This is a genomic window from Streptomyces sp. JLBG701 (genome assembly GCF_058544905.1).
Window position 1 is genome coordinate 1,195,277 of the sequence record NZ_CM178588.1, and the last position, 25,534, is coordinate 1,220,810.

The following is a 25,534-nucleotide window of genomic DNA, read 5'->3' on the forward strand; positions in this document are numbered from 1 at the left end:
GTACGGGGGTCAGTGGCGGGTCGGCGTCGCCAACCGGTGCAGCCGCAGGGCGAGTTGGATCTCCAGGGCACGGGCGGGGCTCTGCCAGTCGTCGCCGAGCAGGCGGCCCACACGCTCCAGCCGCTGGGCGACGGTGTTCACATGGACGTGCAGCTCGTCCTTCGTACGGGCCGGGCTCATACCGCAGGCGAAGTACGCGTCGAGGGTGTGCAGCAGGTCGGTGCCGCGCCGCTCGTCGTAGGCGACGACCTGGCCGATGGTGCGGTCGACGAAGCCGGAGATGTCCCGGTCGCCGGCGAGGAGCAGCCCGAGGAAGCCGAAGTCCTCGGCGGCGGCGCCGTCCCCGGAGCGGCCGAGGAGCCGGAGCGCTTCGAGGCAGCGCCGGCCCTCCTGATAGGCGGTGGCCACGGTGTCCGGTTGTGCGGCGAGGTTCTCGACCGGGGCCGAGGCGCCGACGGTGACCGGCTCGTGGACGGCTGTGCCCAGGTGCTTGGCGGTGCGACACGCCAGGTCCGTGGCGGTGTCGCCGGCGATGAGCGGCAGCAGCAGGACGGTGCCGCCGTCACGGGCGGCGGCCAGGCCGTGCCGGGTCGCGGCGAGGTGGGACGCGGCGGACCAGAGGCGCCGGCGGGTGTCCGCCTCCTGGTCGGCGTCGGCCGCCGTCGCGTCGAGGCGGGCGGCGAGGACGACATGGGTGGCGTCGAGGTCGGCGTGCAGCCGGGAGGCGCGCTCGCGCAGCAGGCGTGGGTCGCGGTCGCGGGCGTCGAGCAGGTCGTCCAGCAGCTCACCCCGGACGCGCTGTTCGGCTTCCGCGGCGGAACGCCGGGCGAGCAGGAGCAGCGAGGTGACCATGGCGGCGCGCTCCAGCGTGCGCTGGTCGACGGGGTCGAGGCCCGGGTGGCCGCGCAGCACCAGCGCGCCGAGCAGCTCACCGCCGGCGGCCACGGCGGCGATCCAGTCGTCCTCGTGGCGCACGACATGGCCCTCCGCGCGGGATGCCTCAAGCGCCACCGCGGGTGCCGCCTCGGTGAACTCCACTGTCCCGTCGAGGATTTGGGAGACCGCGCCGGCCACGTCGTGGACCCCGCCGCCGCGCAGGACGAGCTCGGCGAGCCGGTCGTGGACGTCGGAGGCCCGCTCGATGACTCCGCTGCGGTCCTGAATGATCTCGTTGGCCCGCTCCAGTTCGGCAAGGGCCGAGCGGGTCTCGGTGAGCAGGTTCGCGGTGTCGATGGCGGCCGCGGCGAGCGCCGCGAAGGAGCCGAGCAGCGCGATCTGCTCCCGCTCGAAGACGCGCGCCCGCCGGTCCGCCGCGAAGAGCACCCCGATGACGTGGTGCCCCAGCATCAGGGGCACCCCGAGGATGGCCACCAGGCCCTCGTCCCGCACGCCCGCGTCGATGGTGAGGGTGTGCTGGAAGCGGTCGTCCTTGAAGTAGTCGTCGGTCACATAGGGACGTGCGGTCTGGGCGACGAGACCGCCGAGCCCTTCTCCCATCCCGAGCCGCAGCTGCTGGAAGCGGGCCGCGACCGAACCCTCGGTCACCCGCATGTAGGTGTCGCCCCTGGCCGGGTCGTTCAGGCTGAGATAGGCCACGTCCGTACCGAGCAGGGAGCGGGCGCGCTGGACGATCGCCTGGAGTACGGCGTCCAGGTCCCGCAGGCCCGCCAGGTCGTGGGCGGTCTCGAAGAGCGCGGACAGCTCGGCCTCGCGCCGCCGCCGTCCCTCCAGCTCGGAGCGCACCCGCAGCGAGAGCAGCTTGGCGTGTTCGAGCGCGGCGATCCGCTCGGCCGGAAGTCCCTCGGCACGGGCGAGCAGCAGCGGCTGCTCGTAGGCGTCGGCGGACGCTCCCCGGGCCAGCAGCTCCAGGAACGGCGCCTCGGCGCTGCCGGGCCGCGCTCCGGCCTCGGTGGCGGAGTGCTCGGCGGACTGCACGTGATCGCGGGACATGCCCACAGGATTCCTCATCACCGGACGGTCCCGTCAGCCCTGTGGACAACTCCACGACTCACCGGCCCGCGGCCCGTTCAGTGCGCGGTCCAGCCCCCGTCGAGGACGAGTGACGTGCCGGTCACGAAGGACGCCTGCGGGCCGCACAGATACGCCACGGCCTCGGCGACCTCCTCCGGTTCGATGAGCCGCTTGACGGCACTGTCCTGGAGCAGCACCTCGGCCGGCACGCGCTCCTCGGGGATGCCGTGCGCCCGGGCCTGGTCGGCGATCTGCCGTTCGACCAGTGGGGTGCGCACATAGGCGGGGTTCACACAGTTCGAGGTGACGCCATGGGGTGCACCTTCGAGGGCGGCGGTCTTGGACAGCCCCTCCAAGCCGTGTTTGGCGGCCACATAGGCCGACTTGAACGCCGAGGCGCGCAGACCGTGGACGGAGGACACATTGACGATGCGGCCCCACCCCTGCCCGTACATATGGGGCAGGGCTCCGCGGATGAGCCGGAACGGCGCCTCCAGCATCACCGTGAGCACGGTGTGGAAGACGTCGGGCGGGAACTCCTCGATGGGGCGCACCAGTTGCAGCCCTGCGTTGTTGACCAGGACGTCGGTGCCCGCGGCGGCCGACTCCGCCGCGTCCAGGTCGGTGAGGTCGAGGACGTGCGGTTCGACGGTGCCCGCGAGGCCCCGGGACCGCTCGGCGAGCGCCTCCAACCCCGCCGCGTCCCGGTCGACCGCTCTTACCTTGGCCCCGGCGGCCGCCAGCCGCAGCGCGCAGGCGCGGCCGATGCCGCCTGCGGCGCCGGTGACGAGGGCGGTACGGCCACCGAGGTCGAGCGACGAGGGTGTGGGAGAACCGGGGAGGGCACTGGGCACGGTCATGCCTCGACCCTAGGCAGCACCACCGAGCCACCACATGTGGTCACAGCCCATACTTCAGCCGAGACTCGTGGTGTCGAACCATGTGGGTGCATCGGACAGTGCCTGCTTGATCCTGAAGATCCCGAACTCGTTCAGTTCCGGCAGGGCGTCCACCGAGAACCAGCCCACCTCCAGCGACTCGTCGTCGTTGACCCGGGCCTCACCGCCGACGGCCCGGCACCGGAACGTGGTGTCCATGTACTGGCACCTGTCGCCGTTCTCATAGGTGACGGGGGTCAGGGCCTGGACGAGGACGACCCGCTCGACGACACAGCGCACCGCGGTCTCCTCGTACACCTCGCGCACCGCGCAGGCCGCCGGCTGCTCCCCCGGGTCCGGGATGCCGCCGATCACAGACCACTTGCGGGTGTCGGAGCGGCGGCCCAGCAGCACTCTGCCCTCGTCGTCGAAGACGATGGCGGTGACTCCGGGAAGCCACAGCAGCTGCTGGCCCGCGGAAGCCCGGATGGCGCGAATGAAGTCAGGAGTAGCCATGGACCGACCCTAACGGGCCGGTCCATGGCTACTTGGCTCAGTTCCGGGGGCGTACGACGGGCGTACGGCTACGCGTCACCGGCGCGCCGCCCGCGCACACCCGCGCCGATCGCCCAGCCCAGACCGCCGAAGGCGACGAGGACCAGAGCGATCTCGGGCAGGATGCCGAGCCGCGTGGCGGGCGTCTCCGAGGAGCGCAGGGGCACCTTCTGGACCAGCGAGTCGGCCACGAACATGCCGGTCTTCTGGGTGATCTTCCCGTCCGGCATGATGATCGCGCTGACCCCGCTGGTCACCGGCACGGTCACGGTCCGGCTGTGCTCGACGGCACGGACGCGCGACATGGCGAGCTGCTGGTAGGTCATCTCGCTGCGGTCGAAGGTCGCGTTGTTGCTCGGCACGGAGATCAGCTGGGCGCCGTCGGTGACGGTGTCGCGCACGGCCCAGTCGAAGGCCGCCTCGTAGCAGGTCGCCATGCCGACCTTGGTGCCGTCGATGGTGAACACGCCCGCCTTGCTGCCCCGACTGAAGTCCTGGCGGACCATGCTCGTCCAGTTCTTGTTGATGGCCCCGAGGATCGAGCGCATCGGAAGGTACTCGCCGAACGGCTGGATCTGCCGCTTGTCGTAGGTGTCGATAGGCCCCTTCACCGGGTCCCACAGGATCTGCTCGTTGAGGAGTTTGCCGTCTCGCTCGACGACACCGCCGACCGAGATGGGCACGCCGATCGCCTTGGCCGCCTCCTCGATGACGACGCGGGCGTCGGCGTTGGCGAACGGGTCGATGTCGGAGGAGTTCTCCGGCCACAGCACGAAGTCGGGCTTGGCGACCTTGCCCGCCTTGACCTCGGCGGCCAGACGTTCCGTCTCGCGCGCGTGGTAGTCGAGCACCGCGCGCCGCTGGGCGTTGAACTCCAGGCCGGAGCGCGGCACGTTGCCCTGGATGACGGCGACGGTCGCGGTGCCGTCCTCTGCCTCGTCGCTCACCAGGGACCGGGCGGCCACGGCTCCGACGACCGGAACGGCCACGCTCAGCAGGGCCACGGCGGCAGCCCCTCGCCGCACGGCGCGAGTGCGCCGACCCTCGACGACCAGGCGTACGACCTCGTAGAGGCCGAAGCCGCACAGGACGACCCCGAAGCCCAGCACCGGGGTGCCGCCCACCGCGGCCAGCGGCAGGAAGACGCCGTCCGCCTGCCCGAACGCGATCTTGCCCCAGGGGAAGCCGTTGAACGGTGCACTCGCGCGTGCCGCCTCCCCTGCGATCCACAGCGCGGCCGCCCACAACGGCGAGCCGGGCAGTTTCGACGCCGCCGCGATGCCCGCGCCGACCAGCGCGACGAAGACCGCCTCCACCACGACCAGAGCGATCCAGGGGCCGGCGCCGACCTCGACGCCGGTCCACACCAGCAACGGCAGCAGGAAGCCGAGGCCGAAGAGGTAGCCGAGGCCCAGGCCCGCCTTCCAACTGCGGCCGCGCAGCACCCAGCCGAAGACGGCGAAGGCGGGCAGCGCCAGCCACCAGAGGGTGCGTGGCGGGAAACTGACGTAGAGCAGCACTCCGGAGAGCGTTGCGGCGACGGCCGGAACGAGGCGCACGAGCCGTGCGCCGCGCGCCGCGGGCGCGGTCTGCGGCCGCAGCTGGTCCGAATCGTCCACGGAGGTTGCGGTGACGGTCACTCCCGGAGTGTACGGCGGACGACCTTGACGCCGACAGCGCGGTCCACATGGCAGCACCTGTCGCCCGGACATGCAACCGGCGCTTCGTTCCGGCGCAACTCGTCCACAAATCGGTCATCAGCCGTTACGGTGTGCCGGAGCCTCTGTCGTGCGGGTGGCAGGGGTCGGTCACAGGTCGGGGGCGACCGGGTTCGGGGGGACTGGGTGGGGTCCACGGGGATGACGTCTGCGGCCGGTCCGGCGGCGGAGGGTGAAAGACGAAACGTTTCGGACGCCGCGGGCGTCGTCGTGCTCGGAGCTTGCGCCGCCTGGGCCCTGATCACGGCCGCCGTGCACGGAGGCCGCCCCGAGGGCATGCTCCTCGCGGTACTCGCCGTAGCCGCCGGTTACGCCGCGGGCCGGATCTGCGGGGTGCTTCTGCCGGTCGCGGCCCCCTGCGCGGCGGCGCTGGCCGGTCTCGGGCTCACGCTGGCCGTTCCGCACCTCGCCCCCGGGCCGCAGATCGTAGCCCCGCTCGGGCACGCCGGTGCCACCGCCGCCCTGCTGACCCTGTCCGCCGGTGCCGCGTGCTGTGCCGCGTGGGCCTCCCCCGTGGCCACCCTGCGGATCGCCCTGCGCCTGCTGGCCGTGGGGATCGTGGTCACCGCGGGTCTCCTCGGCTCGGCCATCGGCTTCGTCACCTGTACCACTGTGGTGGTGTGCTCGCTGGCCGCCGGTCACCTGCGCCGCCGCGGCCCGGGCATCGCGGGGCTCGCGGCGATCACGGCGCTGGCGACCGGGGCGACGTGGGCGGTCGCCGGGCACGTGCTGCCGGACGGACTCGTCGCGTCACTGGAGGGTCAGCTGACCCGGCACCGGATCGAGCTGTGGCACGAGGCCCTGCATCTGGCGCGCGGGGACGCGGCCCTGGGCGTGGGCCCCGGGCGATTCGGTGAGCTGAGCACGACGGCGACCCAGTCTCTGCTGCCCGACGGCAAGCCGCACTCCGCGCCGCTCCAGCAGGCGGCCGAACAGGGAGTGGTGGGCGTGGCTCTGCTGGCCACGGCGTTCTGCTGGATGCTGTTCGCCCTGTGGCGCAGCCCGCGCTCCACTCCGATCGCGCTCTCCGCGGGCGCAGCCCTCACAGCAGTGGCGGTCATCGCCTCGGTCGGCAACGCACTGAGCTTCACCGCGGTGTCGGTCGGTGCGGGCCTGCTGGCGGGACTGGCCACTGCCCGCCCCTTCGCCGACGAGTCACAGGCGCACGACAGGGACGTACTCCCCCGTGGTGACCGGCTGACTCCGTGACCTCAGCGCGCCGCGCCGGTCCCGGTCGGCCTCAGGCGGTCCCTGATGGCCTGTACGGCGGCCTCGGCGTCGTCGACGGTGATGGTGAAGGTGTGACCGTCCCCCAGCCGCAGCACGATGCCCTCGCCTCGGCGTACGACGACCGCGGTGCCCATCTCGGGCCGCCAGCGGTAGCCCCAGCCGCCCCAGTGGCGCGGGGTGACGACGGGGGCGAAGTCGGCTCCGACGACCTGGGTGAGAGGGATGCGGCGGCGTGGCACGCCGATGTGGCCGCAGCGCACTTCGAGGGACTTCTCGTCGACCTTCAGGGCGACGTGCACGAACGCGAGGGTGCCGAAAAGGATCAGCAGTCCGGCGGCGATGCAGCCGACGACGGACATCACGAGCGGGCCGATGCCGGACGTCCAGTTGGAGTCGACGGCCAACTCGATGCCGAGCGCCACGCACGCGGCGCCGGCGAGCGCCGGGAGCCACTGGAACCGGTTGGTGGCGCGTCCGGTCCAGACCTCGGAGTGCGGGGTTTCGCCGCGGGGGTGGTCCCTCATGCCTACGAGATTACTCAGCTTTCGCTGCGCGGGTACCGGGTTGCGGAGGGTGACTGCTCCGGTTGTGCGAGAGGTGGACCGAGGGCGTCCGTTTTGTCACCCTGGGTCAACGGGCGGGGCTGGCCACCTGGAGGAGCTGGCCTTCCGCGTAGGCCAGCGCGGCCGGGGGCAGCGGGCCCTCGCGACCGCTCAGCAGCACCGTGAGGGAGCTGTCCGGTGCGGCCTGGGGGTTGGCGTCCTCGCCGATCCGGCGCAGGGCCTGGGCCGCCACGGCCGAGGCCGAGCCGTGCAGGACGAGCGGCGGGCGGCCGGGGCGCTGCACGGCGTCGCGGATACGCTCGGCGACCAGCTCGTAATGGGTGCAGCCCAGGACGACGGTCGTTACATCGTCGGGCGTCAGGGCTGCGGCAGCGGCGACGGCGGCGTCGATCGCCGCCTCGTCCGCGTGCTCCACGGCCTCGGCGAGACCGTGGCAGGGCACTTCGGTGGCCGGCACACCGTCGGCGAACTCCTCGATGAGCCCGCGCTGGTAGGGGCTGCCGGTGGTGGCGGGCGTGGCCCAGATCGCGAAGGGACCTCCGCCTGCCGCGGCCGGCTTGATCGCCGGGACCGTGCCGATGACCGGAATGCCGGGTTCGAGGAGGGCGCGCAGGGTGGGCAGCGCGTGCACGGTGGCGGTGTTGCAGCCGACGATCAGGGCCTCGGGCCGGTGTGCGGCGGCGGCCTCGGCGACGGCGACGGCGCGCCGTGTGAGGTCCTCGGGAGTCCGCGGACCCCAGGGCATGCCGTCGGGGTCGAGGGAGAGTACGAGATCCGCGTCGGGTCGCAGACGCCGTACCGCGGCGGTGGCCGCCAGCAACCCGATTCCGGAGTCCATGAGCGCGATCTTCACCCGGCCACGATAGACGATGTGCCCTGTCCGGCCGGGCCGGTGGGGCAGACTACGCCTGTGAGCGCCATCGTGTGGACCGCTGCCGTTTCACTCGCCGCCTGGCTGTGGCTGCTGCTCGGCCAGGGCTTCTTCTGGCGTACGGACGTCAGACTGCCGGCCCGCAGGGATCCGGACGTGTGGCCGTCCGTCTGCGTCGTCGTACCGGCCCGCGACGAGGCCGCCGTCCTGCCCGCGAGCCTGCCGTCGCTGCTCGCGCAGAACTATCCGGGGCGGGCGGAGGTCTTCCTGGTCGACGACGGCAGTTCGGACGGCACCGGCGACCTGGCCCGCGAACTGTCCCTCCGCCACGGCGGGCTGCCGCTCACCGTGGACTCCCCCGGCGAACCGCCCTCGGGCTGGACGGGCAAGTTGTGGGCGGTGCGGCACGGCATCGGCCTGGCACGCGCGCGTGAGCCCGAATACCTGCTGCTGACGGACGCGGACGTCGCCCATGCGCCGGACAGCCTTCGGGAGTTGGTGTCGGCGGCGCGCACCGAGGGCCTCGACGTCGTGTCGCAGATGGCAAGACTGCGGGTGGAGAGCGTCTGGGAGCGGCTCGTCGTACCGGCCTTCGTCTACTTCTTCGCGCAGTTGTACCCGTTCCGCCGGATCGCCAAGAAGGGGGCGCGCACGGCGGCCGCGGCGGGCGGCTGCGTCCTGCTGCGCGCGGAGACCGCCGAACGGGCCAGGATCCCGGACGCGATCCGCCATGCCGTCATCGACGACGTGGCGCTCGCGCGCGCGGTCAAGGGCGGCGGGGGCCACATCTGGCTGGGGCTGGCCGAGCGGGCGGACAGTGTGCGCCCGTATCCACGGCTGCACGATCTGTGGCGGATGGTCTCGCGCAGCGCGTACGCACAACTGCGGCACAACCCGCTGCTGCTGATCGGCACGGTCGCCGGACTCGCGTTGGTCTACCTGGCGCCACCCGTGGCCCTGGTCGTGGGTATGACGGCCGGCTCCATGGCGGCAGCGATCCTCGGGGCGCTCGCCTGGGCGCTGATGACGGCGACATACATCCCGATGCTCCGCTACTACCGGCAGCCGCTGTGGCTCGCTCCCCTGCTGCCCTTCACGGCGTTCCTCTACCTGCTCATGACGGTCGACTCCGCGGTGCAGCACTACAGGGGACGCGGCGCGGCCTGGAAGGGTCGCACGTACGCCCGCCCGGACGCCGTCCCCGACGAGAGCTGAGCCCACTCCTGAGAGGGCTCACTTCCGGCCGGGGGTCCAGTTCATGCCCCAGCCGTAGGCGTAGTCGACGGTCCGCTGCGGACTCACACCGCGCTCCGGCACCAGATAACGGGCCTCGCGCTGGACCACCAGGTCGCCACCCGTGTTGGTGATCAGCGCGAGCGCGCACACCGTCGAGGGGACCGTGCACTCGTCGAGCGAGAAGTCGATCGCCGCACCGTGCTGCGGCGTGAGGGTGACCGTGGCGTGCAGGTCGGCGAAGGAACGCGCGCCTTCATAGATGGTCACGAAGACGAGGACGCGCCGGAAGGCCTGCTTGTGATCGAGGTTGACCGTGAGGTTCTCACCGCTCGCGAGGGCTCCGGTCCGGTCGTCGCCGTCGAGATGGATGTACGGCGGCCGGTCCAGGGCCCCGAACGCGTTGCCGAGTGACTGTACGACCCCCTTGCTGCCGTCGCTGAGTTCGTACAGGGCGCACAGGTCGAGGTCGAGGTCCGCGTGCATGGCGACCGCCCGGCCCAGCTTGCTGGCCCACCCCGAGAACTGCTTGTGCACCTGCCAGTTGAGGTTCACCCGCAGGGCACCCGACGTGCCGCCCTGCTTGGTCAGGGAGACCGAGGGAGCCTCCTTGGTCAGCGTGACCTTGGTCAGGCGGACCGGTGCCGCGGGCGGGGGCGGGGGCGTCGTGACCGGTGGAGCGGCCGGCGCCGCGCGCTGCGGTTCGTCCACGCTGATCCCGAAGTCCGTGGCCAGGCCCGCGAGTCCGCTGTCGTAGCCCTGTCCCACGGCACGGAACTTCCAGGCCCCCTGCCGGCGGTAGAACTCGCCGAGCACGAAGGCCGTTTCGACGGTCGCGCCGGTGCTGTCGAAGCGGGCGACCACACTGCTGTCGCCCTCGTTCCGGACCTCGATGTAGAGATCGGCGATCTGCCCGAACGTGCCGCCGTCGGCCGAGGCGACGACGACCACGGTCTCGACGGCTGGCTCCACGCGCGCGAGGTCGACGAGGAGGGTGTCGGTCACCCGGTCGCCCGCGTTGCGCTTGCCTTCGTGCCGGACGGCACCCGAGGTGTGCACGGGCTGGTTGTAGAAGACGAAGTCCCCGTCGGAGCGGACCTTTCCACCCACCAGCAGCAGCGAAGAGGCGTCCGCGTCCGGTGCGCCGGGTCCGGAGCGCCAGCCCAGTTCGACGCGAAGGGCCGTGGTCGGCACCGGAACATTCGATCCTTTAGCCATTGACATGTCCGCCCCCATGAGGGTTGTCAGCGCGCCAGGCCGGGCCCCGGCAGTCCATTGCCTTCTCTACACGCCCAACCTATTCCCCGCGACAGCGAACACCCACGACGTGCACAGGTCGGCCGGTGGTCAACCGACGGTAACCCGCCGGGAACTCGGCTTTTACACGATCCCAGCGTGGATTGATGCCCATTTTTGCCAAGTTCGCTCGCATTGGGGATCCCACGTCACTGCCGACACGGAAAACAACCCTCTTATCGGTCTCCCCAACCAGCACATCGTGGGCTTAACTTATGTGCCATGACCTCCCCCCGCTCCACTTATGGCGGCGGCTACTACTCCGCCTCCTTCCCGGACACTCCGATCTACGACTCGCTCGTGGCCGAGCGGGGCACCCCGCAGATCGCTCCGATCCGGGTTCCCGCCGCCTACGACACGGGCAGTCACCTGCCCGCGCTCCCGTCGGCACTGCCCGCCCTTCCGGCGGGTCCCTCCCAGTCCTACGGCTATCCGCAGGCGCAGCAGCCTTCCCCGCTGCAGCAGGCGCCCGCCGCGTACATCCCGCAGCAGGCCGCGCCGCGGGGCTACCCCGGACCGCAGCAACAGCCGCCGCGGCCGATTGCCGGCGGCACCGGCTACGAGGCGATGCGCCCCGCGGCTCCCCGGCCCACCCCGGCTCCGTACCAGGACCCGTACAACAACCAGCAGTACCGAGGCTACTGATTCGAAACCCGTGATGTCTGTGCCAGCTGGCACGATGGCGTCATGGGGAAAGCGGAACTGCAGTCGATCCACGTCCACCCGGTCAAGGCGTTCCGGGGCTTCTCGCCCCGGCAGGCCGTCGTGGAGCCCTGGGGGCTGGGCGGGGATCGACGCTGGGTACTGATCGACGACGGGGGAAAGGTCGTCACACAACGCCAGCAACCGCGCCTCGCGCTCGCCGCCGCCGAGTTCGCCCCCGGTGGCGGCGTTCGTCTGTCCGCACCCGGCCGGACCGCGTTGACCGTGCCCGTGCCCGATCCGGCCGGCACGGTGCTGGTGGAGGTCTTCCGCGACAAGGTCGAAGGGGTCCTCGCCGACGACTCCGCGCACGCCTGGTGCAGCGACTATCTCGGCGCCGACGTGCGCCTCGTACACATGGACGATCCCGCCAGCCGCAGACCCGTCGACCCGGACTTCGCGCTCCCGGGCGAGATGGTGAGCTTCGCCGACGGCTACCCGCTCCTGGTCACCACCGTCGCCTCTCTCGAGGCCCTCAACGCCCTGATCGCGCAAGGCGATCACGCCGACCAGGGCCCGCTGCCCATGAACCGTTTCCGGCCTAACGTGGTCGTGGCGGGCACCGATGCCTGGGCCGAGGACGGCTGGTCGCGCATCGCCGTCGGCGAGGTCGTCCTCCGGGTCGCCAAGATGTGCGGCCGGTGCGTCGTGACCACGACCGACCAGAGGACCGCCGAGCGCGGCAGGGAGCCGCTGCACACGCTGGCACGGCACCGCCGCTTCGGCAGCCGGCTGGTCTTCGGACAGAACCTGGTGCCCCTCTCAGGCGGCACGATCCGGGTCGGCGATCCGGTCACGATCCTCGAATAGATGCCGTGCCCAATTGGTCCGCGGTGCGGGAACCCGGGCACTGGGCCTGCGCGTTGGCATTTTGTGAGGAGTGCATGAGAGGGCCCGGTCAGAGGTGATTTCGCTCTCTCTTTGACCGGGGTGGCGCGTGAACGGCTCCGCCGGGGGTTATCACGGAGCGGGAAGGGGGTGCGGGACGGTGCGAGCAATCGGCGGTCTCTGGCGCTGGCGGCACAATCCGCTGCGCCGCGGGACCGATCTGGCCGAGGCCTGGGTCGCGCTCGCGGCCCTGCTGATGGTCCTCCTCGTCGCGCCCGTGATCGGCGCCGTCGTCGGCGGCGTCGCCCAGGACGCGCTGCAGCAGTCGGTCCGGGACCAGCGCAAGGCCCGGCACCTGGTGACGGCCACCGTGGTCCGCAAGGTGGGTCGCTCGCCGCTGGACGCCGACCCGGAGACCTCGACCGGCCGGGACGTCCGCAGCCGGGTGCTCGCCGACTGGACCGCGCCGGACGGCACCGCGCAGCACGGCACGGTGATGGCGAGCCTCGAAACGCCGCACCGCGGCGACCACTTCACACTGTGGACGGACCTGCACGGCCGAATAACGGCCCGCCCGCTGGACTCCGCGACGGCGACCACGCACGCCGTCCTCGCCGGGTTCGGCGCGGCCCTGCTGACCGCGGGCCTCGTCGAGGGCGGCAGGCGGCTCCTCGTCTGGCGCATGGTCCGTCGCAGGTACGCCCGTTGGGACCAGGCCTGGGACAGCGCGGGCCCGGACTGGGGCAGGACGGGCACCGGCAGCTGACAGCCTTCCGGCTCTGGTCAACCCACCGCCCGCACGCACGCTACGGTGGACCGGCCGAACAGTTCGGCATCAACCCGCAGGCGAACGAGCCATCAGTACGACCGAGGTGGGGGCACAGCAGCGCCATGGCACAGGGCACGGTCCAGGTGACGCACACCGGCACGTCGAGGTGGCGGCGCCGCACGGGTGAGTACGCATCGCTCGCCGCCGCCCTGGAGGCCGCGGCCGACGGCGACGTCCTCACCGTCGCCCCCGGCACCTACCGGGAGAACCTCGTCGTGCAGCGGTCGGTGACCCTGCGCGGCCCCGAGGGTTCTCCGGGTTCGGTGCGGATCGCGCCCCTGGACGGGGTGCCGCTGACCGTGCGTGCCTCGGCGGTGGTCCAGGACCTCCATGTGGAGGGCCAGGACGCGGCCGCGCCCGCGGTGCTCGTCGAGGAGGGCGCGCCGGAGCTGCTGGACCTCCGTGTCGTCACCCGGTCGGCGGCCGGGATCGAGGTACGCGGCGGCGCACGCCCGACCGTGCGGCGCTGCACCGTCGACAATCCGGCGGGTATCGGTATCGCCGTACTCGACGGCGGGGGCGGGGTGTTCGAGGAGTGCGAGGTCGTCGCGGCGGGCCAGTCGGGCGTCGCGGTGCGCGGCGGCGGTCATCCGCGTCTGGAGCGCTGCCGGATCCATCACACCTCGGGCGTGGGCCTGGCGGCGACGGGCGAGAACTCCGCCCTGGAGGCGGTGGGTTGTGAGGTCTACGAGGTCAGGGGCAGCGGCGTTCAGATCACCGGCCGGGCCACCGCGCATCTCACAGACTGCGATGTGCACCGCACCACCGCGGACGGCGTCACGCTCGACACGGACGCCGTGCTGACCCTGGCCGACTGCCGGATCCACGACATCCCGGAGAACGCGGTCGACCTGCGCTCGCGTTCCGTGCTGACGCTGACGCGGACGACGGTGCGTCAGTTCGGCCGCAACGGCCTGTCGGTGTGGGATCCGGGCACGCGCGTGGACGCCAACCAGTGCGAGATCTTCGACAGCACCGGCGACTATCCGGCGGTGTGGGTCAGCGACGGCGCGACCGCGGTGCTCGACTCCTGCCGGGTGCACGACGTGCCGGACGCCCTGTTCGTCCTGGACCGTGGCTCGCGCGCGGACGTGGTCGACAGCGACATCTCGCAGGTGCGGAACACGGCCGTGTCGGTGAGCGACGGCGCCACAGCGCAGCTCGACGACTGCCGCATCCGGGACGCGGCGACCGGCGCCTGGTTCCGTGACCACGGCAGCGGCGGCACCCTCAACGGCTGCACCATCGACGGCACCCAGACCGGCGTGATCGTCACCAAGGGCGCCGACCCCACCATCGAGCGCTGCACGGTCGACTCCCCCGCGGAAGCGGGCTTCTATGTGTCGGCCGGCGGCCGGGGCAGCTTCCTGGGCTGCCGGGTCACGGGCAGCGGCGGCTACGGCTTCCATGTGATCGACGGATGTCGTGCGACGCTGAAGAAGTGCCGTACGGAGCGGTGCGCGCGCGGTGGCTACGAGTTCGCCGAGGGCGGCCCGGACACGCCTTCCGGTGCGGGCCCCGTCGTGGAGGACTGCACCAGCGACGAGAGCGCGGGCCTGCGGCCGCCCGCCGCACGGGAGACGGCCGTACAGACGTCAAGCCCGTCAGCGGGGCTGCTGAGCGCCATCCCGGGCCAGCGCACCACCGAGCAGGAGCCGCTGGTCGCGGCCACGGAGCCGGAGAAGTCGGCCCGGACCTCGAAGGCCGTACTCGGTGAACTCGACGCGCTGGTGGGCCTGGAGAGCGTCAAACGCGAGGTGCGGGCCCTCACCGACATGATCGAGGTGGGCCGGCGCCGACAGCTGGCGGGCCTCAAGGCGGCTTCCGCCCGGCGCCATCTGGTCTTCACCGGCTCCCCCGGCACCGGCAAGACGACGGTCGCCCGCCTCTACGGCGAGATCCTCGCCTCGCTCGGGGTCCTGGAGAAGGGTCACCTGGTCGAGGTGTCCCGTGTCGACCTGGTCGGTGAGCACATCGGCTCGACGGCGATCCGTACCCAGGAGGCCTTCGACCGGGCGCGCGGCGGCGTGCTGTTCATCGACGAGGCGTACGCGCTCTCGCCGGAGGACTCCGGCCGTGACTTCGGCCGCGAGGCCATCGACACGCTCGTGAAGCTGATGGAGGATCACCGGGAGGCGGTGGTGGTGATCGTCGCCGGCTACACGGCCGAGATGGAGCGCTTCCTCTCCGTCAACCCCGGTGTGGCGTCCCGGTTCTCACGCACCATCACCTTCAGCGACTACGACTCCGAGGAACTGCTGCGGATCGTGGAGCAGCAGGCCGAGGAGCACGAGTACCGGCTGGGTCAGGGCGCGGCGGAGGCCCTCCTGAAGTACTTCACCGCGATCCCCAAGGGACCCGCGTTCGGCAATGGCCGCACCGCCCGTCAGACCTTCGAGGCGATGGTGGAGCGGCACGCGGGCCGGGTCGCCCAGCTCGCCGAGCCGAGCACGGACGACCTGACGCTGCTCTACGCCGAGGACCTGCCCGAGTTGCCCTGAGCCTCCCCGCCCGGGTGCGCGTCCGGAGCGTCCTTGTGGCGCGGGCCGGGCAGGTCCGGCCGCAGCCGGGCCAGCAGCCGCTCCCGTTCCTCGGCGAACGCCGGGTCCGCCTGGTAGTCGGAGTGGCCGAGGACGGGCGCGGGCAGCGGGTGCTTCTCGGTGCGGCCGTACGCCAGTGGGTCCTTGAGGGGTTCGCGGTCCACCTCGGGGCCGCAGTCGCCGGGCAGCCGTACGGGGCCGCCGATGGGGTCGGTGAGCCGGTACAGGTTGCGCCAGCAGTCGACCTCGTGGTGCAGGGCGGTGAGCGCGGCCGGTCCGAAGTGGGCCGGGAACCAGCGGCCGTACAGGCGCTCCAGCGGGGAGCCGTAGGTCAGCAGGGCGACCCGCTTGCGCACCGCCGGTTCGAGCTGCCAGGCCGCGGCGGCCGCCAGGACGCTGCCCTGGGAGTGACCGGAGATGACCAGCCGGCCGCCGGTGGCGCGGGTCCAGGTCGCCATCCGCCAGGTCAGGTCGGGTACCGCGCGCTCGGCGTAGCAGGGCGGGGCGAAGGGGTGGGCGGCGCGTGGCCAGAAGGTGCCGACGTCCCAGAGGATGCCGATGGTGCGGCGTGCGGAGGCGTCCTTGTAGGCGCGCCTGCCCCAGGTGACGAACAGGATGAAGCCGAGGCCGATGAGCCAGGAGCCCAGAGCCTGTGCGGTCTGGGCGGCGCCGTGGACGAAGGCGGGTGTCTGCTGTGCGGCTGCGGCGGGCGCCTTGTCCGTCGCCTGGGCGCCGATGAGCGCCGCGGCGCCGAGGAGCAGGGTGGTGGAGGAGATGACGGCGACGAGGAGGGGGCCGCGGTCGGTGAGTGCGGCCATCGCGCGCGTGTTCGCGATCCGGCCGGTGCGCGCCTTGTCCTTGGACTCCCCGGGGTAGTCGACGTCCACCTCGGCCAGCTCGGCCCGGCGCAGCCGCCAGGTGCGCCGTCCCAGCCAGCCGCAGAGCACGAGCAGGACGACGAGCACCGGCGGGATCACGGACGCCTGCCAGGTCAGCAGTACGGGCGGTCCGGCGATGGAGGTCCCCGTGCCGTCCAGCCAGTCGGCGACCCGCTGGGAGACACCGCCGGACATCACCCCGCCTAGGGCGCAAGCCAGCATCGCGACGGCGGGGCCGCCCAGTCCGCGCATGGCGGCGCGCGGGTCGGGATGGGTGCGGTGGAGAACATGGGCGACCACCGCGAGGGCGATGACGATGAGACCCTGCACCAGGGCGAGGGTGCCGAAGGTCGTGTCGCCCGGCAGCCGGCCCTCCGATCGCCATTCCGGGCGCGACCACCCCGTGTACACCATGGTCAGCGCGAGCAGCACGAGCGCGCCGAGCGGCAGCCGCCGTACGAGGTGTTCGTCGAGTTCCTTGTCGAGGCGGTTCTCGCTGCGGCCCCGGCGGCAGACCACCCACAGCACGGCGACCGCTCCGGCGACGAAGGCCACCTGGAGGAGGTCGCCCAGTGTTTCCAGGAGGGCCGGGCCGCCCGGCGCGCGGTCGTGGCGGGCGGTGGGGCCGGCGATCGCCGCGGCGATCGTGAGCAGGCCCGCGGCGGTGTGGGCGGCACGCAGCCGGGCGACGAGGCGACGTCCGTACCAGAAGCCGGGACGGCCGAGGGAGGTGCGGTCGGTGTCCTCGTCGGATTCCGGGGCGCGGGAGATCGGCTGCGCCGACTCGTAGGCGCTCCAGGTGCGCCGGGAGAGGTACCAGAGCAGGCCGGTGAGGGCGGCGGGCACCAGGGCGGCGAGGGCGAGCCGGCGGCCGGGCGGGTTCCACCAGCCGCTGCCCGCTTCGGCAGGTGACAGGAAGCCCAGCCAGGTGTGCCGGTCGGCGCACGCGCGTGTGCCCGCGCACTGCCAGGCCGTCAGGTCGAGGGCGACCTCGCAGGCGGCCGCGACGAGCAGCACCGTCAGGGTCAGTCCCACGAGCCGGACCAGGAGTCCGTACAGCCGGACCGCCCGCGCCCTGCCCCGTGCGGTCGGGCGCATCCAGTGGGCGAGGTTGACCACCATGAAGGGCAGCAACAACAGCCACAGGGCGCGTGTCCCGTTGCCGGAGGTCAGATTGGACCAGACGTACGCCTCGGGCACGGGCCCGCCACGACGGTCGTCGCGTCCGGTTCCCGCGTCCTGCGTGTCCTCCGCGTCGACGTCGTCGGCGCGCCGGAAGACCGCCGCCGTGTCGTCACCGGTGATCCGCACCGTCCGCGGATCGTTGAGCATCTTCTCGGGTGTGGCACCGCCTACTCCGTGAACCAGGAGTTCCAGGGCGGTCTCTGTTCCCTCTCGCCTCCGGGCGAAGCCGTTCGTCCCGCTGGTCGAGGCATGTTCCTGCGCACGTTCCACTGTTTCGCACTTCCCCCGTGACCTGCTGTCCGCGTCTGTCCACGCGGCCTCAAGGATCTCCGTTCCGGGCGTGTCGTACACCTCTCGTCACGGAATCTCCCCGATCCGCGTGAAAAGGGAGCGGTCAGTGACGCCTGGGTGACATGCGCGCGTCACACAGGCAGTGGCGCGACCGGTGCCCGCCCATGAAAGGATGGGTCGTCCGCGCACCGAGGCAGGGGGTAATGTCCTGGTCGGACTGGGTGTGCTGGGCGTGTGGGACGGCTGAGGCGAAAGGACCGGAGCGTACGTGAGCGAGAATCAGAACCTCCTCGCGGAGCAGCGGCGCGCCCTGATCCTGGACGAGGTCCGGCGCCGCGGCGGCGTCCGGGTCAACGAGCTGACGCGCAAGCTCGGGGTGTCGGACATGACGGTCCGCCGCGACCTCGACGCGCTCGCCCGCCAGGGCATGCTGGAGAAGGTGCACGGCGGCGCGGTCCCGGTGGTCGAGGCGAGCACGCACGAGCCGGGTTTCGAGGCCAAGTCCGGGCTGGAACTGACGGCCAAGGAGGACATCGCGCGGGCCGCGGCGGAACTCGTCGCGCCGGGCAGCGCGATCGCACTGTCGGGCGGTACGACGACGTACGCGCTGGCGCAGCATCTGGTCGAGGTGCCCGACCTCACGGTCGTCACCAACTCGGTGCGGGTGGCGGACGTCTTCCACGCGGCGCAGCGCAGCTCGGGGCAGCGGCAGGGCGCGGCCACGGTCGTGCTGACGGGCGGGGTGCGCACGCCCTCCGACTCGCTGGTGGGGCCGGTGGCCGACCAGGCGATCGCGGCTCTCCACTTCGACGTGCTGTTCCTCGGTGTGCACGGGATATCGATCGAGGCGGGCCTGTCGACGCCGAACCTCGCGGAGGCCGAGACCAACCGGCGGCTCGTGCAGTCCGCGCGGCGGGTCGTGGTGGTCGCCGACCACACCAAGTGGGGGACGGTGGGCCTGAGTTCGTTCGCGGCGCTGGAGGAGGTCGACACGCTGGTGACCGACGCCGGGCTGCCGTCCGACGCCCGGTCGGAGATCGCCGAGCATCTGCGGCGACTGGTCGTGGCGGGCGAGTCCGAGGAGAGCGGCGACAACTGACGGTACGTCAGCTATCGTCGTCGCTGCCCGGTCAACACCCGCCTCCACACAGGGGGTTTCGTCCATGGCTCGCCGTCTGCGCCCGGTGGGAATCGACTTCGTCGACACCGCCCCCGTACGCCTTGTCTTCGCTCGGGAGATCTCGGCACCACCCGAGGCCGTGTTCCGCGCGCTCGCCGAGGACGTGCCCGGCTGGGCCGCGTGGTTCTCGGCGGTGCGGATCGCGCGGCCGACGAACGACGGCGCGGGGCGCGAGGTCCGGCTCAGGGGCGGTACGTACTTCTGGGAGACGGTTCTCGCGGCGAAAGGGCCCGAGGTGTACGCCTATCGCGTCGACGAGACCAACGCGCCGGGCGCCCGTGCGCTGGTCGAGGAGTGGCGGCTCGCGCCGGCCGGGACGGGCACGCGCGTGCAGTGGACCTTCGCCGCCGACGGGCCGGCGGCGTTCCGGCTCGCCCTGAGGGTGGGCCGCGCGGGACTCGGCCGCGCGTTCAAGGACGCGGTGACGGCGCTGGACCTGCGGCTCGCCGCGCGGTGAGTCAGTCGGCCCACACACCTGTCTCCAGCAGCGAGTCGATCGCCGCTGTGTACGGCGTGATGTCCAGGCCCTGTTCGGCCAGCCAGGCGTCCGAGTAGTACTTGTCGAGGTAGCGGTCCCCCGGGTCGCACAGCAGGGTGACCACACTGCCCGTACGTCCCTCGGCCACCATCTCGGCGACGATCTTCAGGGCGCTCCACAGTCCGGTGCCCGTGGAGCCGCCCGCCTTGCGGCCGATGGCCTGTTCCAGCGCCCGTACGGCCGCCACGCTGGCGGCGTCCGGGACCTTCATCATGCGGTCGATGGCGCCCGGCACGAAGCTCGGTTCCATGCGCGGCCTACCGATGCCTTCGATACGGGAGCCGCAGTCGGTGGTGACGTCCGGATCGCCGGTGGTCCAGCCCTCGAAGAAACACGAGTTCTCCGGATCGGCGACACAGATGCGGGTGTCGTGCTGCATGTAGTGGACGTAGCGCGCGATGGTCGCCGAGGTGCCGCCGGTGCCGGCCGTGGCGACGATCCACGCGGGCTCCGGGAACCGCTCCAACTCCAGCTGACGGAAGATGGATTCGGCGATGTTGTTGTTGCCGCGCCAGTCCGTGGCCCGTTCCGCGTAAGTGAACTGGTCCATGTAGTGGCCGCCGGTCTCCACCGCGAGGGCGGCGGACTCCTCGTACATCTTGCGCGAGTCGTCCACGAAGTGGCACTGGCCGCCATGGAATTCGATCAGGCGGATCTTCTCGGCGCTCGTCGTGCGCGGCATGACCGCGATGAAGGGGATGCCGATCAGCTGGGCGAAGTACGCCTCGGAGACGGCCGTCGAGCCGCTGGACGCCTCGATCACCGGGCGTCCGGGCCTGATCCAGCCATTGCACAGGCCGTAGAGGAAGAGCGAGCGGGCCAGACGGTGTTTGAGGCTGCCGGTCGGGTGGGTCGACTCGTCCTTCAAGTACAGGTCGATGCCCCATCGCTCGGGCAGCGGGAAGCGGAGCAGGTGGGTGTCGGCCGAGCGGCCGGCGTCGGCCTGGACCTTACGGACGGCTTCTTTCAGCCAGTCGCGGTAGCCGCGGTCGGTGTGGTCGACGTCGAGGGTGTCGAGGGTTGCGCCGGTCCGGGTCTGCTGAGGGGTGCTCACGGCGGGGCTCCTTAGGCTTCGCGACGACGGCGCCTCGCGCGGCCGACGCATCGATCATAAACACCTTCCGCACGCTTCTCACCTGCATAAACACAGCTTTGAGCACCCCAAAGGCACCCCTGGGGCAAAGGTGCGCGCACTGGTGGGGGCGCATTCGGGCGAGTGCTCCGGGCGTTCGCGCCGCGCGCGCCGTGCGTACTGGTGCTCGACGTCGAGGGCGGGCAGACTGCACCGGACGGGGACGTAAGGCCTCGAACGGGGGCGCACACTGGATCACGACACAGGCCGGATCACGCCCGACGCAGGCGCGGGATCCGGCGGACCGACGCGCACAAGGGGGCGGGGCACCATGGCGGAGCCGGAGTTCACGGCCACGGGCGTGCGGATCGGGAAGCGGCTGCGCTCGCTCACCCGGGCCGGACAGGTCCGGATCAGCGACGGCAGGCTGGAGTTGCTCACCAGTTACGGCAGTGAGATCGACAGTGCGCCGGTGCAGGCGGTGCGGGCGTCGAAGCCCTGGTTCGGCGCCGAGGACACGGCCCTCGCCGACCTCAACGGCAAGCGGTACCTGCTGACTCTGGGTGAGCACGATCCGGCTCCCGGAGAACCGGGGCCGCCGGCCGCGCGACGGTTCATAGAGGCCGTGCGCAGGGCGTCGGGGCGCGGCGGCTGAGACACCGCGAGTTGCGGGACCGCACCCCCTGCGTCACGCTGTTCTCACGTCACTCTGGGTTTACCGGCGATAACGCTGCGAACCAGCCCCGCCGGCCACGACAGCAGGCGGCCGTATTCCCTCAGGCACCTGCTGGATCCAAAACTCCGTGTTCTTCCGGACCTCTAAGTCGGGGAGTCGCAGCCGTGATCAGCCACCCAAGCAGGCATTGCACGGTGGAGCTCCAAGCCCTGCCGTCGCGGATCGGCCAGGTCCGCAGAATCGTATCGGCGCAGTTGCGCTACTGGCATCTGGATCCCTTGATAGACCGGGCCGCGCTCGGTGTGACGGAGCTGTTGACCAACGTCCACCGGCATGCCCAGCCCGACAAGATGTGCACCGTGGAGATGGAGCTGCTGCTCGACCGGCTCACGGTCTCGGTGTACGACCACGATCCCCGGCTCCCGGTGGTCGAGGACGCGGACTCGCTCGCCACCTGCGGGCGGGGACTCGCCATGGTCGCCGCGGTCAGCGAGAGCTGGGGCGTGCGGCCCGACGGCGAGTCGGGCAAGGCCGTGTGGTTCACGCTCCCGGCGCCCTCGGCGACGGCGGCCGTGCCGCCACGACCTCCTCGTCGTACGGCTGCTGAGCAGCCGACGCACAGGTTCGTGGAGACCGAACACCCCGCGGACAGTCGCAGGGCCGGAATCCCTGTTCGGTCCGCCGTTGCCGGCTGACCGAACAGGGACCGGGTCACCTCGGTACGTCACTCCGTGGCGATCGCCCGTAGTACGTCCAGGCGTGCCGCGCGCCGGGCCGGGCGCAGGCCCGCCAGGGCTCCGGCCGCGAGTCCGACCAGGGCCACCACCGTCAGTTGCACGGGCGGCATCGCGAAGGCGAAGGCGCTCGCGCTCGCGCCGTCGGAGGCCTTGACCAGGACCCAGCCGAGGAAAGCCCCGAGGGCGAGCCCGCCCGCCGTGCCGAAGGCGGCGACCAGGACGGACTCCCAGCGGACCATGGCCCGCAGTTGGGACCGGGTCTGGCCGACGGCCCTGAGCAGGCCCAGTTCGCGGGTGCGCTCGTGGATCGCCAGGGTCAGGGTGTTGGCGATGCCGAGGAGTGCGATGAGCACCGCGAGGGCGAGCAGCGCGTAGACGAGGGTCAGCATCATGTCGATGCCGCCCGCCGAGGACTGCGCGTACTCGTCGCGGGTCTGCACCTCGGGATTGCCGTACTGCGCCGCGATCTTCTCCACTGCCGCCTTGCCGGTGTCCGTGCTCACCCCGTCCTTGAAGGAGACGGCGACGAGGGTGTCGGAGTCCTGGGTGCGGTGCGGGGCCCAGGCGTCTCGGGTGATGACGTAGTCGCCGGCGAGTTCGGAGCGGCCGTAGACGGCTCGGACCGTGAAGGTCTCCTTGTCGCCGTCGGTGAAGGCGAGTTGGGCCGTGTCGCCGGTCTTGAGGCCCAGCTTGTCAGCCTCGCCCTCCGTGATGGCCATGCCGTCGGCACCGAGGGCATTCAGGGAGCCGTCGACCTGGCCGAGGTAGAAGGTGCGGGCGAGTGCGGTGGGGTCGGTGACCGTCAACGCCCTTCCCTTGCCGTCGACTTCGGCGACGCCGCGGCCCAGTCCTACGGCCGTGTCCACCTCGGGCAGTTCCTGGATCGCCCCGGCCAGCCGGGGGCTCAGTCCGCTGCCGCCCGCGCCGAACGACGGGGTGCTCACGGCCACGTCACCGGCGAAGGACCGCGACACCGTCTGGTCCATGGTGGCCTTCAGTGAGGCCCCGAAGACCGTGAACAGGGAGACGACGGCCACGCCGATCATCAGGGCGCTGGCGGTGGCGGCGGTCCGCTTCGGGCTGCGCAGGGCGTTGCGCCGGGCAAGCCCGCCGGTGACGCCGCGCAGCTTGTCGAGGGGGCTGCCGAGAACGCGAACGGCAGTGGTGGAGGCGACCGGGCCGAGGACGACGAAGGCGACCAGGGCGAGTGTCGCACCAAGTCCCGCCAGCCACAGGGACGGTGAGACGAGGACGCCGGTGAGGGTCACCGCGACGGCGAGCGCGGCGAGTCCGGCTCCGGTGACGGCACGGGCGCGGGAGGCGCCCGACTGGTCGACGGCCGTCTCGCGGAGCGCGGCCATCGGAGCGGTGCGGCCGGCGCGTACGGCGGGCAGCAGCGCGGAGCCGAGGCAGACGACGATGCCGACGGCGAGCGGCAGCGCCATGGACAGGACGCTGATCACCAAGTCGCCCTCGGGGAACGGGAATCCGATGGCCGGGAACAGTGCCTGCAGCCCGGCCGCTATACCGATGCCGCCGGCGAGTCCCGCGGCCGACGCGGTGACGGCGACGACGCTCGCCTCGACGAGGGTCGATGCGGTGACCTGGCGGCGCGAGGCGCCGAGGGCGCGCAACAGGGCGTTCTCGCGGGTGCGTTGGGCCACGACGATCGCGAAGGTGTTGTGGATGGAGAAGGTCGCGACCAGCAGGGCGATGCCGGAGAACACCAGCAGCAGGGTGGTGAAGATGGTCAGGAACTGGCTGGAGATCATGTCGGTGTTCTCCTGCGCGGACTCCTGACCGGTGATCGCCTCAACACCCTTGGGCAGTACGGGAGTCAGCCGGTCGACCAGCTCCTGCTGACCGACGCCGGGACCGGCCCGCACCTGGATGCTCGCGGCCTCGCCGGGCTTCGCGGTGAGGTACCGCTCGGCGTCGGCCTGCGTCATCCCGGTGAAGGTCACCTGCGCCATGCCGTCCTCGCCACCGAAGGTCGCGAGGCCGACGATCGTCACCTTGACGGGGTCGGGGGTGCGCAGGACGGTGGTGTCGCCGATCTTCAGGTGACCCTTGTCGGCGGTCGCCCGGTTGACGACGACCTCGCCGGACTTGGCGGGGGCACGGCCTTCGGCGAGCCGGTACGGGTTGAGCTCGGGGTCGGTGATCCAGTTGCCGGCGAGGGTGGGCGGGCCCTGGCCACCGATGGGCTCGCCGTCGCTGCCGATGAGCTGGCCCGCGCCCTGGATGTTGGGGGCGGCGGCCGCGACACCGGGGATGTCCTCGACGGTCCGCACGAGGTCAGTGTCGACCGGCTGGCGAACACCCTCGGATTCGCCGGGAGTTGTGATGGCATCGGCGCTGCGGACCACGGCGTCCGTGCCGCTGGTCGCGTTGCCGAACATCGTGTCGAAGCTGGCGCGCAGCGTGTCGCCCATGACGAGCGTCCCGGCGAGGAAGGCGACGCCGAGGAACACCGCGAGGAACGTACCGGCGAAGCGGCGCTTGTGGGCGCGCAGGGAGGACACGCTCAGGCGTACGGAGGCGTTCATGACGGCACCTCGAAGGCTTTCAAGCGGTCCAGGACCTTGTCCGCGGTCGGGGACTCCATCCGGTCGACGAGGCGACCGTCCGCGAGGAAGACGACCTCGTCCGCGTGGGCGGCGGCGACCGGGTCGTGGGTGACCATGACGACCGTGCGGTCCATCTGGCGCACCGCGCGGCCGAGCAGGCCCAGGACCTCCTGGCCGGAGCGGGAGTCGAGGTTGCCGGTCGGCTCGTCGGCGAAGACGACGTCCGGCTGTCCGGCGAACGCCCGTGCCACGGCGACGCGTTGCTGCTGGCCGCCGGAGAGCTCGGAGGGCCGGTGGTGGAGCCGGTCGCGCAGGCCGACTACGTCGACGAGCGCGTCGATCCACTCCCCCTCGCCCTTGTTGCCCGCGAGGTCCAGGGGCAGGGTGATGTTCTCGGCGACGGTCAGTGTGGGCACCAGGTTGAAGGCCTGGAAGACGAAGCCCACACGGTCGCGGCGCAGCAGCGTGAGGCGCCGGTCGTCGAGGCTGCCCAGGTCGGTGTCGCCGATGAACGCGGCGCCCGAGGTGAGGGTGTCCAGGCCGGCCGCGCAGTGCATCAGGGTGGACTTGCCGGAGCCCGAGGGCCCCATGATCGCGGTGAACCGGCCGGCCGGAAAGCCGACGCTCACATCGTCCAGGGCGTGTACGGCGGTGTCGCCACCGCCGTACACCTTCACCGCGTCGACGACACAGGCGGCCATCCGTGTGGTGGTCGTGGTGGCGGTCATGCCGCACCGCCCTTGCCCGTCGGGCCGAACTGCTCGTCCAGGACGGACAGCCGGCGCCAGTACTCGTCCTCGTCGATCTCGCCGGAGGCGAAGCGCCGGCCGAGCACCGCGATCGGCGCGTCGCCGGTCGGGCGGGGGTCGGCCATAGCGCGCCACGCTCCGCGACGTCCGCGCCAGACGGTGCGGCGCAGCACGGTCACGACGCCGATCACGACGGCCGCCCAGATCAGCGGGAAGAGAAGGATCCACGGGCCGGGCCCGCCGTCCCAGATCGCGAGGGTCTCCATCTCGATTCATCTCCTAGGTGGGTCTTCCGGGTCTGGTCTTCCGGGTCTTCCGGTGATGTTTCGAGGCTCCCGCCGGGAGGGGGTCCGGGTCGTCGTACGGCCAGCGGCAGTGGGCGTACCTCCGGGGGAGTACGCGGGCACTTCGCGGCTGCTCCTGGGGCCTGCGACAAGCCCTCGA

The 25,534-nt window shown here is 71.8% G+C and carries 22 protein-coding genes; 10 read left to right on the plus strand and 12 right to left on the minus strand.

Annotated features, from left to right (window positions below; translation table 11 throughout):
- Positions 1–9 precede the first annotated feature (9 nt).
- The 4 genes from AC5DRG_RS05520 to lnt all read right to left on the minus strand — a co-directional run bounded on the left by AC5DRG_RS05520 (position 10) and on the right by lnt (position 5,044).
- Positions 10–1,950, minus strand: coding sequence for a helix-turn-helix domain-containing protein (locus AC5DRG_RS05520; RefSeq protein ID WP_491808459.1), 1,941 nt, complete (start codon positions 1,948–1,950; stop codon positions 10–12).
- Between the two features lie 77 nt (positions 1,951–2,027).
- Positions 2,028–2,831: a 3-hydroxybutyrate dehydrogenase gene (locus AC5DRG_RS05525; protein ID WP_491808461.1), complete on the minus strand. Its 804-nt coding sequence runs from the start codon at positions 2,829–2,831 to the stop codon at positions 2,028–2,030.
- 54 nt (positions 2,832–2,885) lie between these two features.
- Positions 2,886–3,365: an NUDIX hydrolase gene (locus tag AC5DRG_RS05530; protein WP_491808462.1), complete on the minus strand. Its 480-nt coding sequence runs from the start codon at positions 3,363–3,365 to the stop codon at positions 2,886–2,888.
- A 68-nt stretch (positions 3,366–3,433) separates the two neighbouring features.
- Positions 3,434–5,044, minus strand: a complete 1,611-nt coding sequence (gene lnt / locus AC5DRG_RS05535) for an apolipoprotein N-acyltransferase (protein WP_491808463.1) — start codon at positions 5,042–5,044, stop codon at positions 3,434–3,436.
- Positions 5,045–5,263: 219 nt separating this feature from the next.
- Between lnt and AC5DRG_RS05540 the strand changes: the two genes are divergently transcribed.
- A complete protein-coding gene (locus tag AC5DRG_RS05540) occupies positions 5,264–6,331 on the plus strand; it encodes an O-antigen ligase family protein (RefSeq protein ID WP_491808464.1) in 1,068 nt (355 codons plus the stop codon).
- Positions 6,332–6,333: 2 nt separating this feature from the next.
- Here AC5DRG_RS05540 and AC5DRG_RS05545 read toward each other — a convergent pair whose 3' ends face one another.
- Both AC5DRG_RS05545 and AC5DRG_RS05550 read right to left on the minus strand, forming a co-directional pair.
- Positions 6,334–6,876, minus strand: coding sequence for a hypothetical protein (locus tag AC5DRG_RS05545; RefSeq protein ID WP_491808465.1), 543 nt, complete (start codon positions 6,874–6,876; stop codon positions 6,334–6,336).
- Positions 6,877–6,982: 106 nt separating this feature from the next.
- Positions 6,983–7,768, minus strand: a complete 786-nt coding sequence (locus AC5DRG_RS05550) for a glutamate racemase (protein WP_491808466.1) — start codon at positions 7,766–7,768, stop codon at positions 6,983–6,985.
- Between the two features lie 39 nt (positions 7,769–7,807).
- Here AC5DRG_RS05550 and AC5DRG_RS05555 point away from each other — a divergent pair, with 39 nt between their 5' ends.
- The gene (locus AC5DRG_RS05555) at positions 7,808–9,001 is read left to right on the plus strand and encodes a glycosyltransferase (protein ID WP_491808468.1); all 1,194 of its coding nucleotides are present in this window, start codon (positions 7,808–7,810) and stop codon (positions 8,999–9,001) included.
- Positions 9,002–9,019: 18 nt separating this feature from the next.
- Here AC5DRG_RS05555 and AC5DRG_RS05560 read toward each other — a convergent pair whose 3' ends face one another.
- On the minus strand, positions 9,020–10,237 hold the full coding sequence (locus tag AC5DRG_RS05560; protein ID WP_491808470.1) for a TerD family protein: 1,218 nt from the start codon (positions 10,235–10,237) through the stop codon (positions 9,020–9,022).
- A gap of 300 nt (positions 10,238–10,537) precedes the next feature.
- Here AC5DRG_RS05560 and AC5DRG_RS05565 point away from each other — a divergent pair, with 300 nt between their 5' ends.
- From AC5DRG_RS05565 to AC5DRG_RS05580, 4 genes are all read left to right on the plus strand, one after another.
- Positions 10,538–10,960, plus strand: a complete 423-nt coding sequence (locus AC5DRG_RS05565; protein ID WP_491808472.1) for a DUF6643 family protein — start codon at positions 10,538–10,540, stop codon at positions 10,958–10,960.
- A 42-nt stretch (positions 10,961–11,002) separates the two neighbouring features.
- The gene (locus AC5DRG_RS05570) at positions 11,003–11,827 is read left to right on the plus strand and encodes an MOSC domain-containing protein (RefSeq protein WP_491808474.1); all 825 of its coding nucleotides are present in this window, start codon (positions 11,003–11,005) and stop codon (positions 11,825–11,827) included.
- A gap of 178 nt (positions 11,828–12,005) precedes the next feature.
- Positions 12,006–12,611 (plus strand): Rv1733c family protein, encoded by a 606-nt coding sequence (locus AC5DRG_RS05575; protein ID WP_491808476.1) that lies wholly within the window; start codon positions 12,006–12,008, stop codon positions 12,609–12,611.
- Between the two features lie 125 nt (positions 12,612–12,736).
- Positions 12,737–15,175, plus strand: coding sequence for a right-handed parallel beta-helix repeat-containing protein (locus tag AC5DRG_RS05580; RefSeq protein WP_491808478.1), 2,439 nt, complete (start codon positions 12,737–12,739; stop codon positions 15,173–15,175).
- Here the strand turns inward: AC5DRG_RS05580 and AC5DRG_RS05585 are convergent.
- A complete protein-coding gene (locus tag AC5DRG_RS05585) occupies positions 15,145–17,547 on the minus strand; it encodes a hypothetical protein (protein ID WP_491808480.1) in 2,403 nt (800 codons plus the stop codon). The genes AC5DRG_RS05580 and AC5DRG_RS05585 overlap by 31 nt on opposite strands.
- 289 nt (positions 17,548–17,836) lie before the next feature.
- Here AC5DRG_RS05585 and AC5DRG_RS05590 point away from each other — a divergent pair, with 289 nt between their 5' ends.
- Positions 17,837–18,667, plus strand: coding sequence for a DeoR/GlpR family DNA-binding transcription regulator (locus tag AC5DRG_RS05590; protein WP_491808482.1), 831 nt, complete (start codon positions 17,837–17,839; stop codon positions 18,665–18,667).
- A gap of 64 nt (positions 18,668–18,731) precedes the next feature.
- Positions 18,732–19,205 carry an SRPBCC family protein gene (locus AC5DRG_RS05595; protein WP_491808484.1) on the plus strand — a complete coding sequence of 158 codons (474 nt, stop codon included), beginning with the start codon at positions 18,732–18,734 and terminating at the stop codon, positions 19,203–19,205.
- A gap of 1 nt (position 19,206) precedes the next feature.
- Here the strand turns inward: AC5DRG_RS05595 and cds1 are convergent, their stop codons facing one another.
- Entirely contained in the window at positions 19,207–20,340 is a 1,134-nt protein-coding gene (gene cds1 / locus AC5DRG_RS05600; RefSeq protein ID WP_491808486.1) for an L-cysteine desulfhydrase Cds1, read from the minus strand.
- Between the two features lie 349 nt (positions 20,341–20,689).
- Here cds1 and AC5DRG_RS05605 point away from each other — a divergent pair, with 349 nt between their 5' ends.
- Both AC5DRG_RS05605 and AC5DRG_RS05610 read left to right on the plus strand, forming a co-directional pair.
- On the plus strand, positions 20,690–21,013 hold the full coding sequence (locus AC5DRG_RS05605; protein WP_491808488.1) for a hypothetical protein: 324 nt from the start codon (positions 20,690–20,692) through the stop codon (positions 21,011–21,013).
- A gap of 185 nt (positions 21,014–21,198) precedes the next feature.
- Positions 21,199–21,729 (plus strand): ATP-binding protein, encoded by a 531-nt coding sequence (locus tag AC5DRG_RS05610; RefSeq protein WP_491808490.1) that lies wholly within the window; start codon positions 21,199–21,201, stop codon positions 21,727–21,729.
- A 29-nt stretch (positions 21,730–21,758) separates the two neighbouring features.
- On the opposite strand, the gene AC5DRG_RS05615 is transcribed toward AC5DRG_RS05610, so the two are convergent.
- The 3 genes from AC5DRG_RS05615 to AC5DRG_RS05625 are packed head-to-tail and all read right to left on the minus strand — an operon-like array spanning position 21,759 to position 25,356.
- Entirely contained in the window at positions 21,759–24,320 is a 2,562-nt protein-coding gene (locus AC5DRG_RS05615; protein ID WP_491808492.1) for an ABC transporter permease, read from the minus strand.
- The gene (locus AC5DRG_RS05620) at positions 24,317–25,069 is read right to left on the minus strand and encodes an ABC transporter ATP-binding protein (RefSeq protein WP_491808494.1); all 753 of its coding nucleotides are present in this window, start codon (positions 25,067–25,069) and stop codon (positions 24,317–24,319) included. Before AC5DRG_RS05620 ends, AC5DRG_RS05615 begins: the two co-directional genes overlap by 4 nt.
- On the minus strand, positions 25,066–25,356 hold the full coding sequence (locus tag AC5DRG_RS05625) for an SHOCT domain-containing protein (RefSeq protein ID WP_491808496.1): 291 nt from the start codon (positions 25,354–25,356) through the stop codon (positions 25,066–25,068). Before AC5DRG_RS05625 ends, AC5DRG_RS05620 begins: the two co-directional genes overlap by 4 nt.
- Positions 25,357–25,534: the final 178 nt, after the last annotated feature.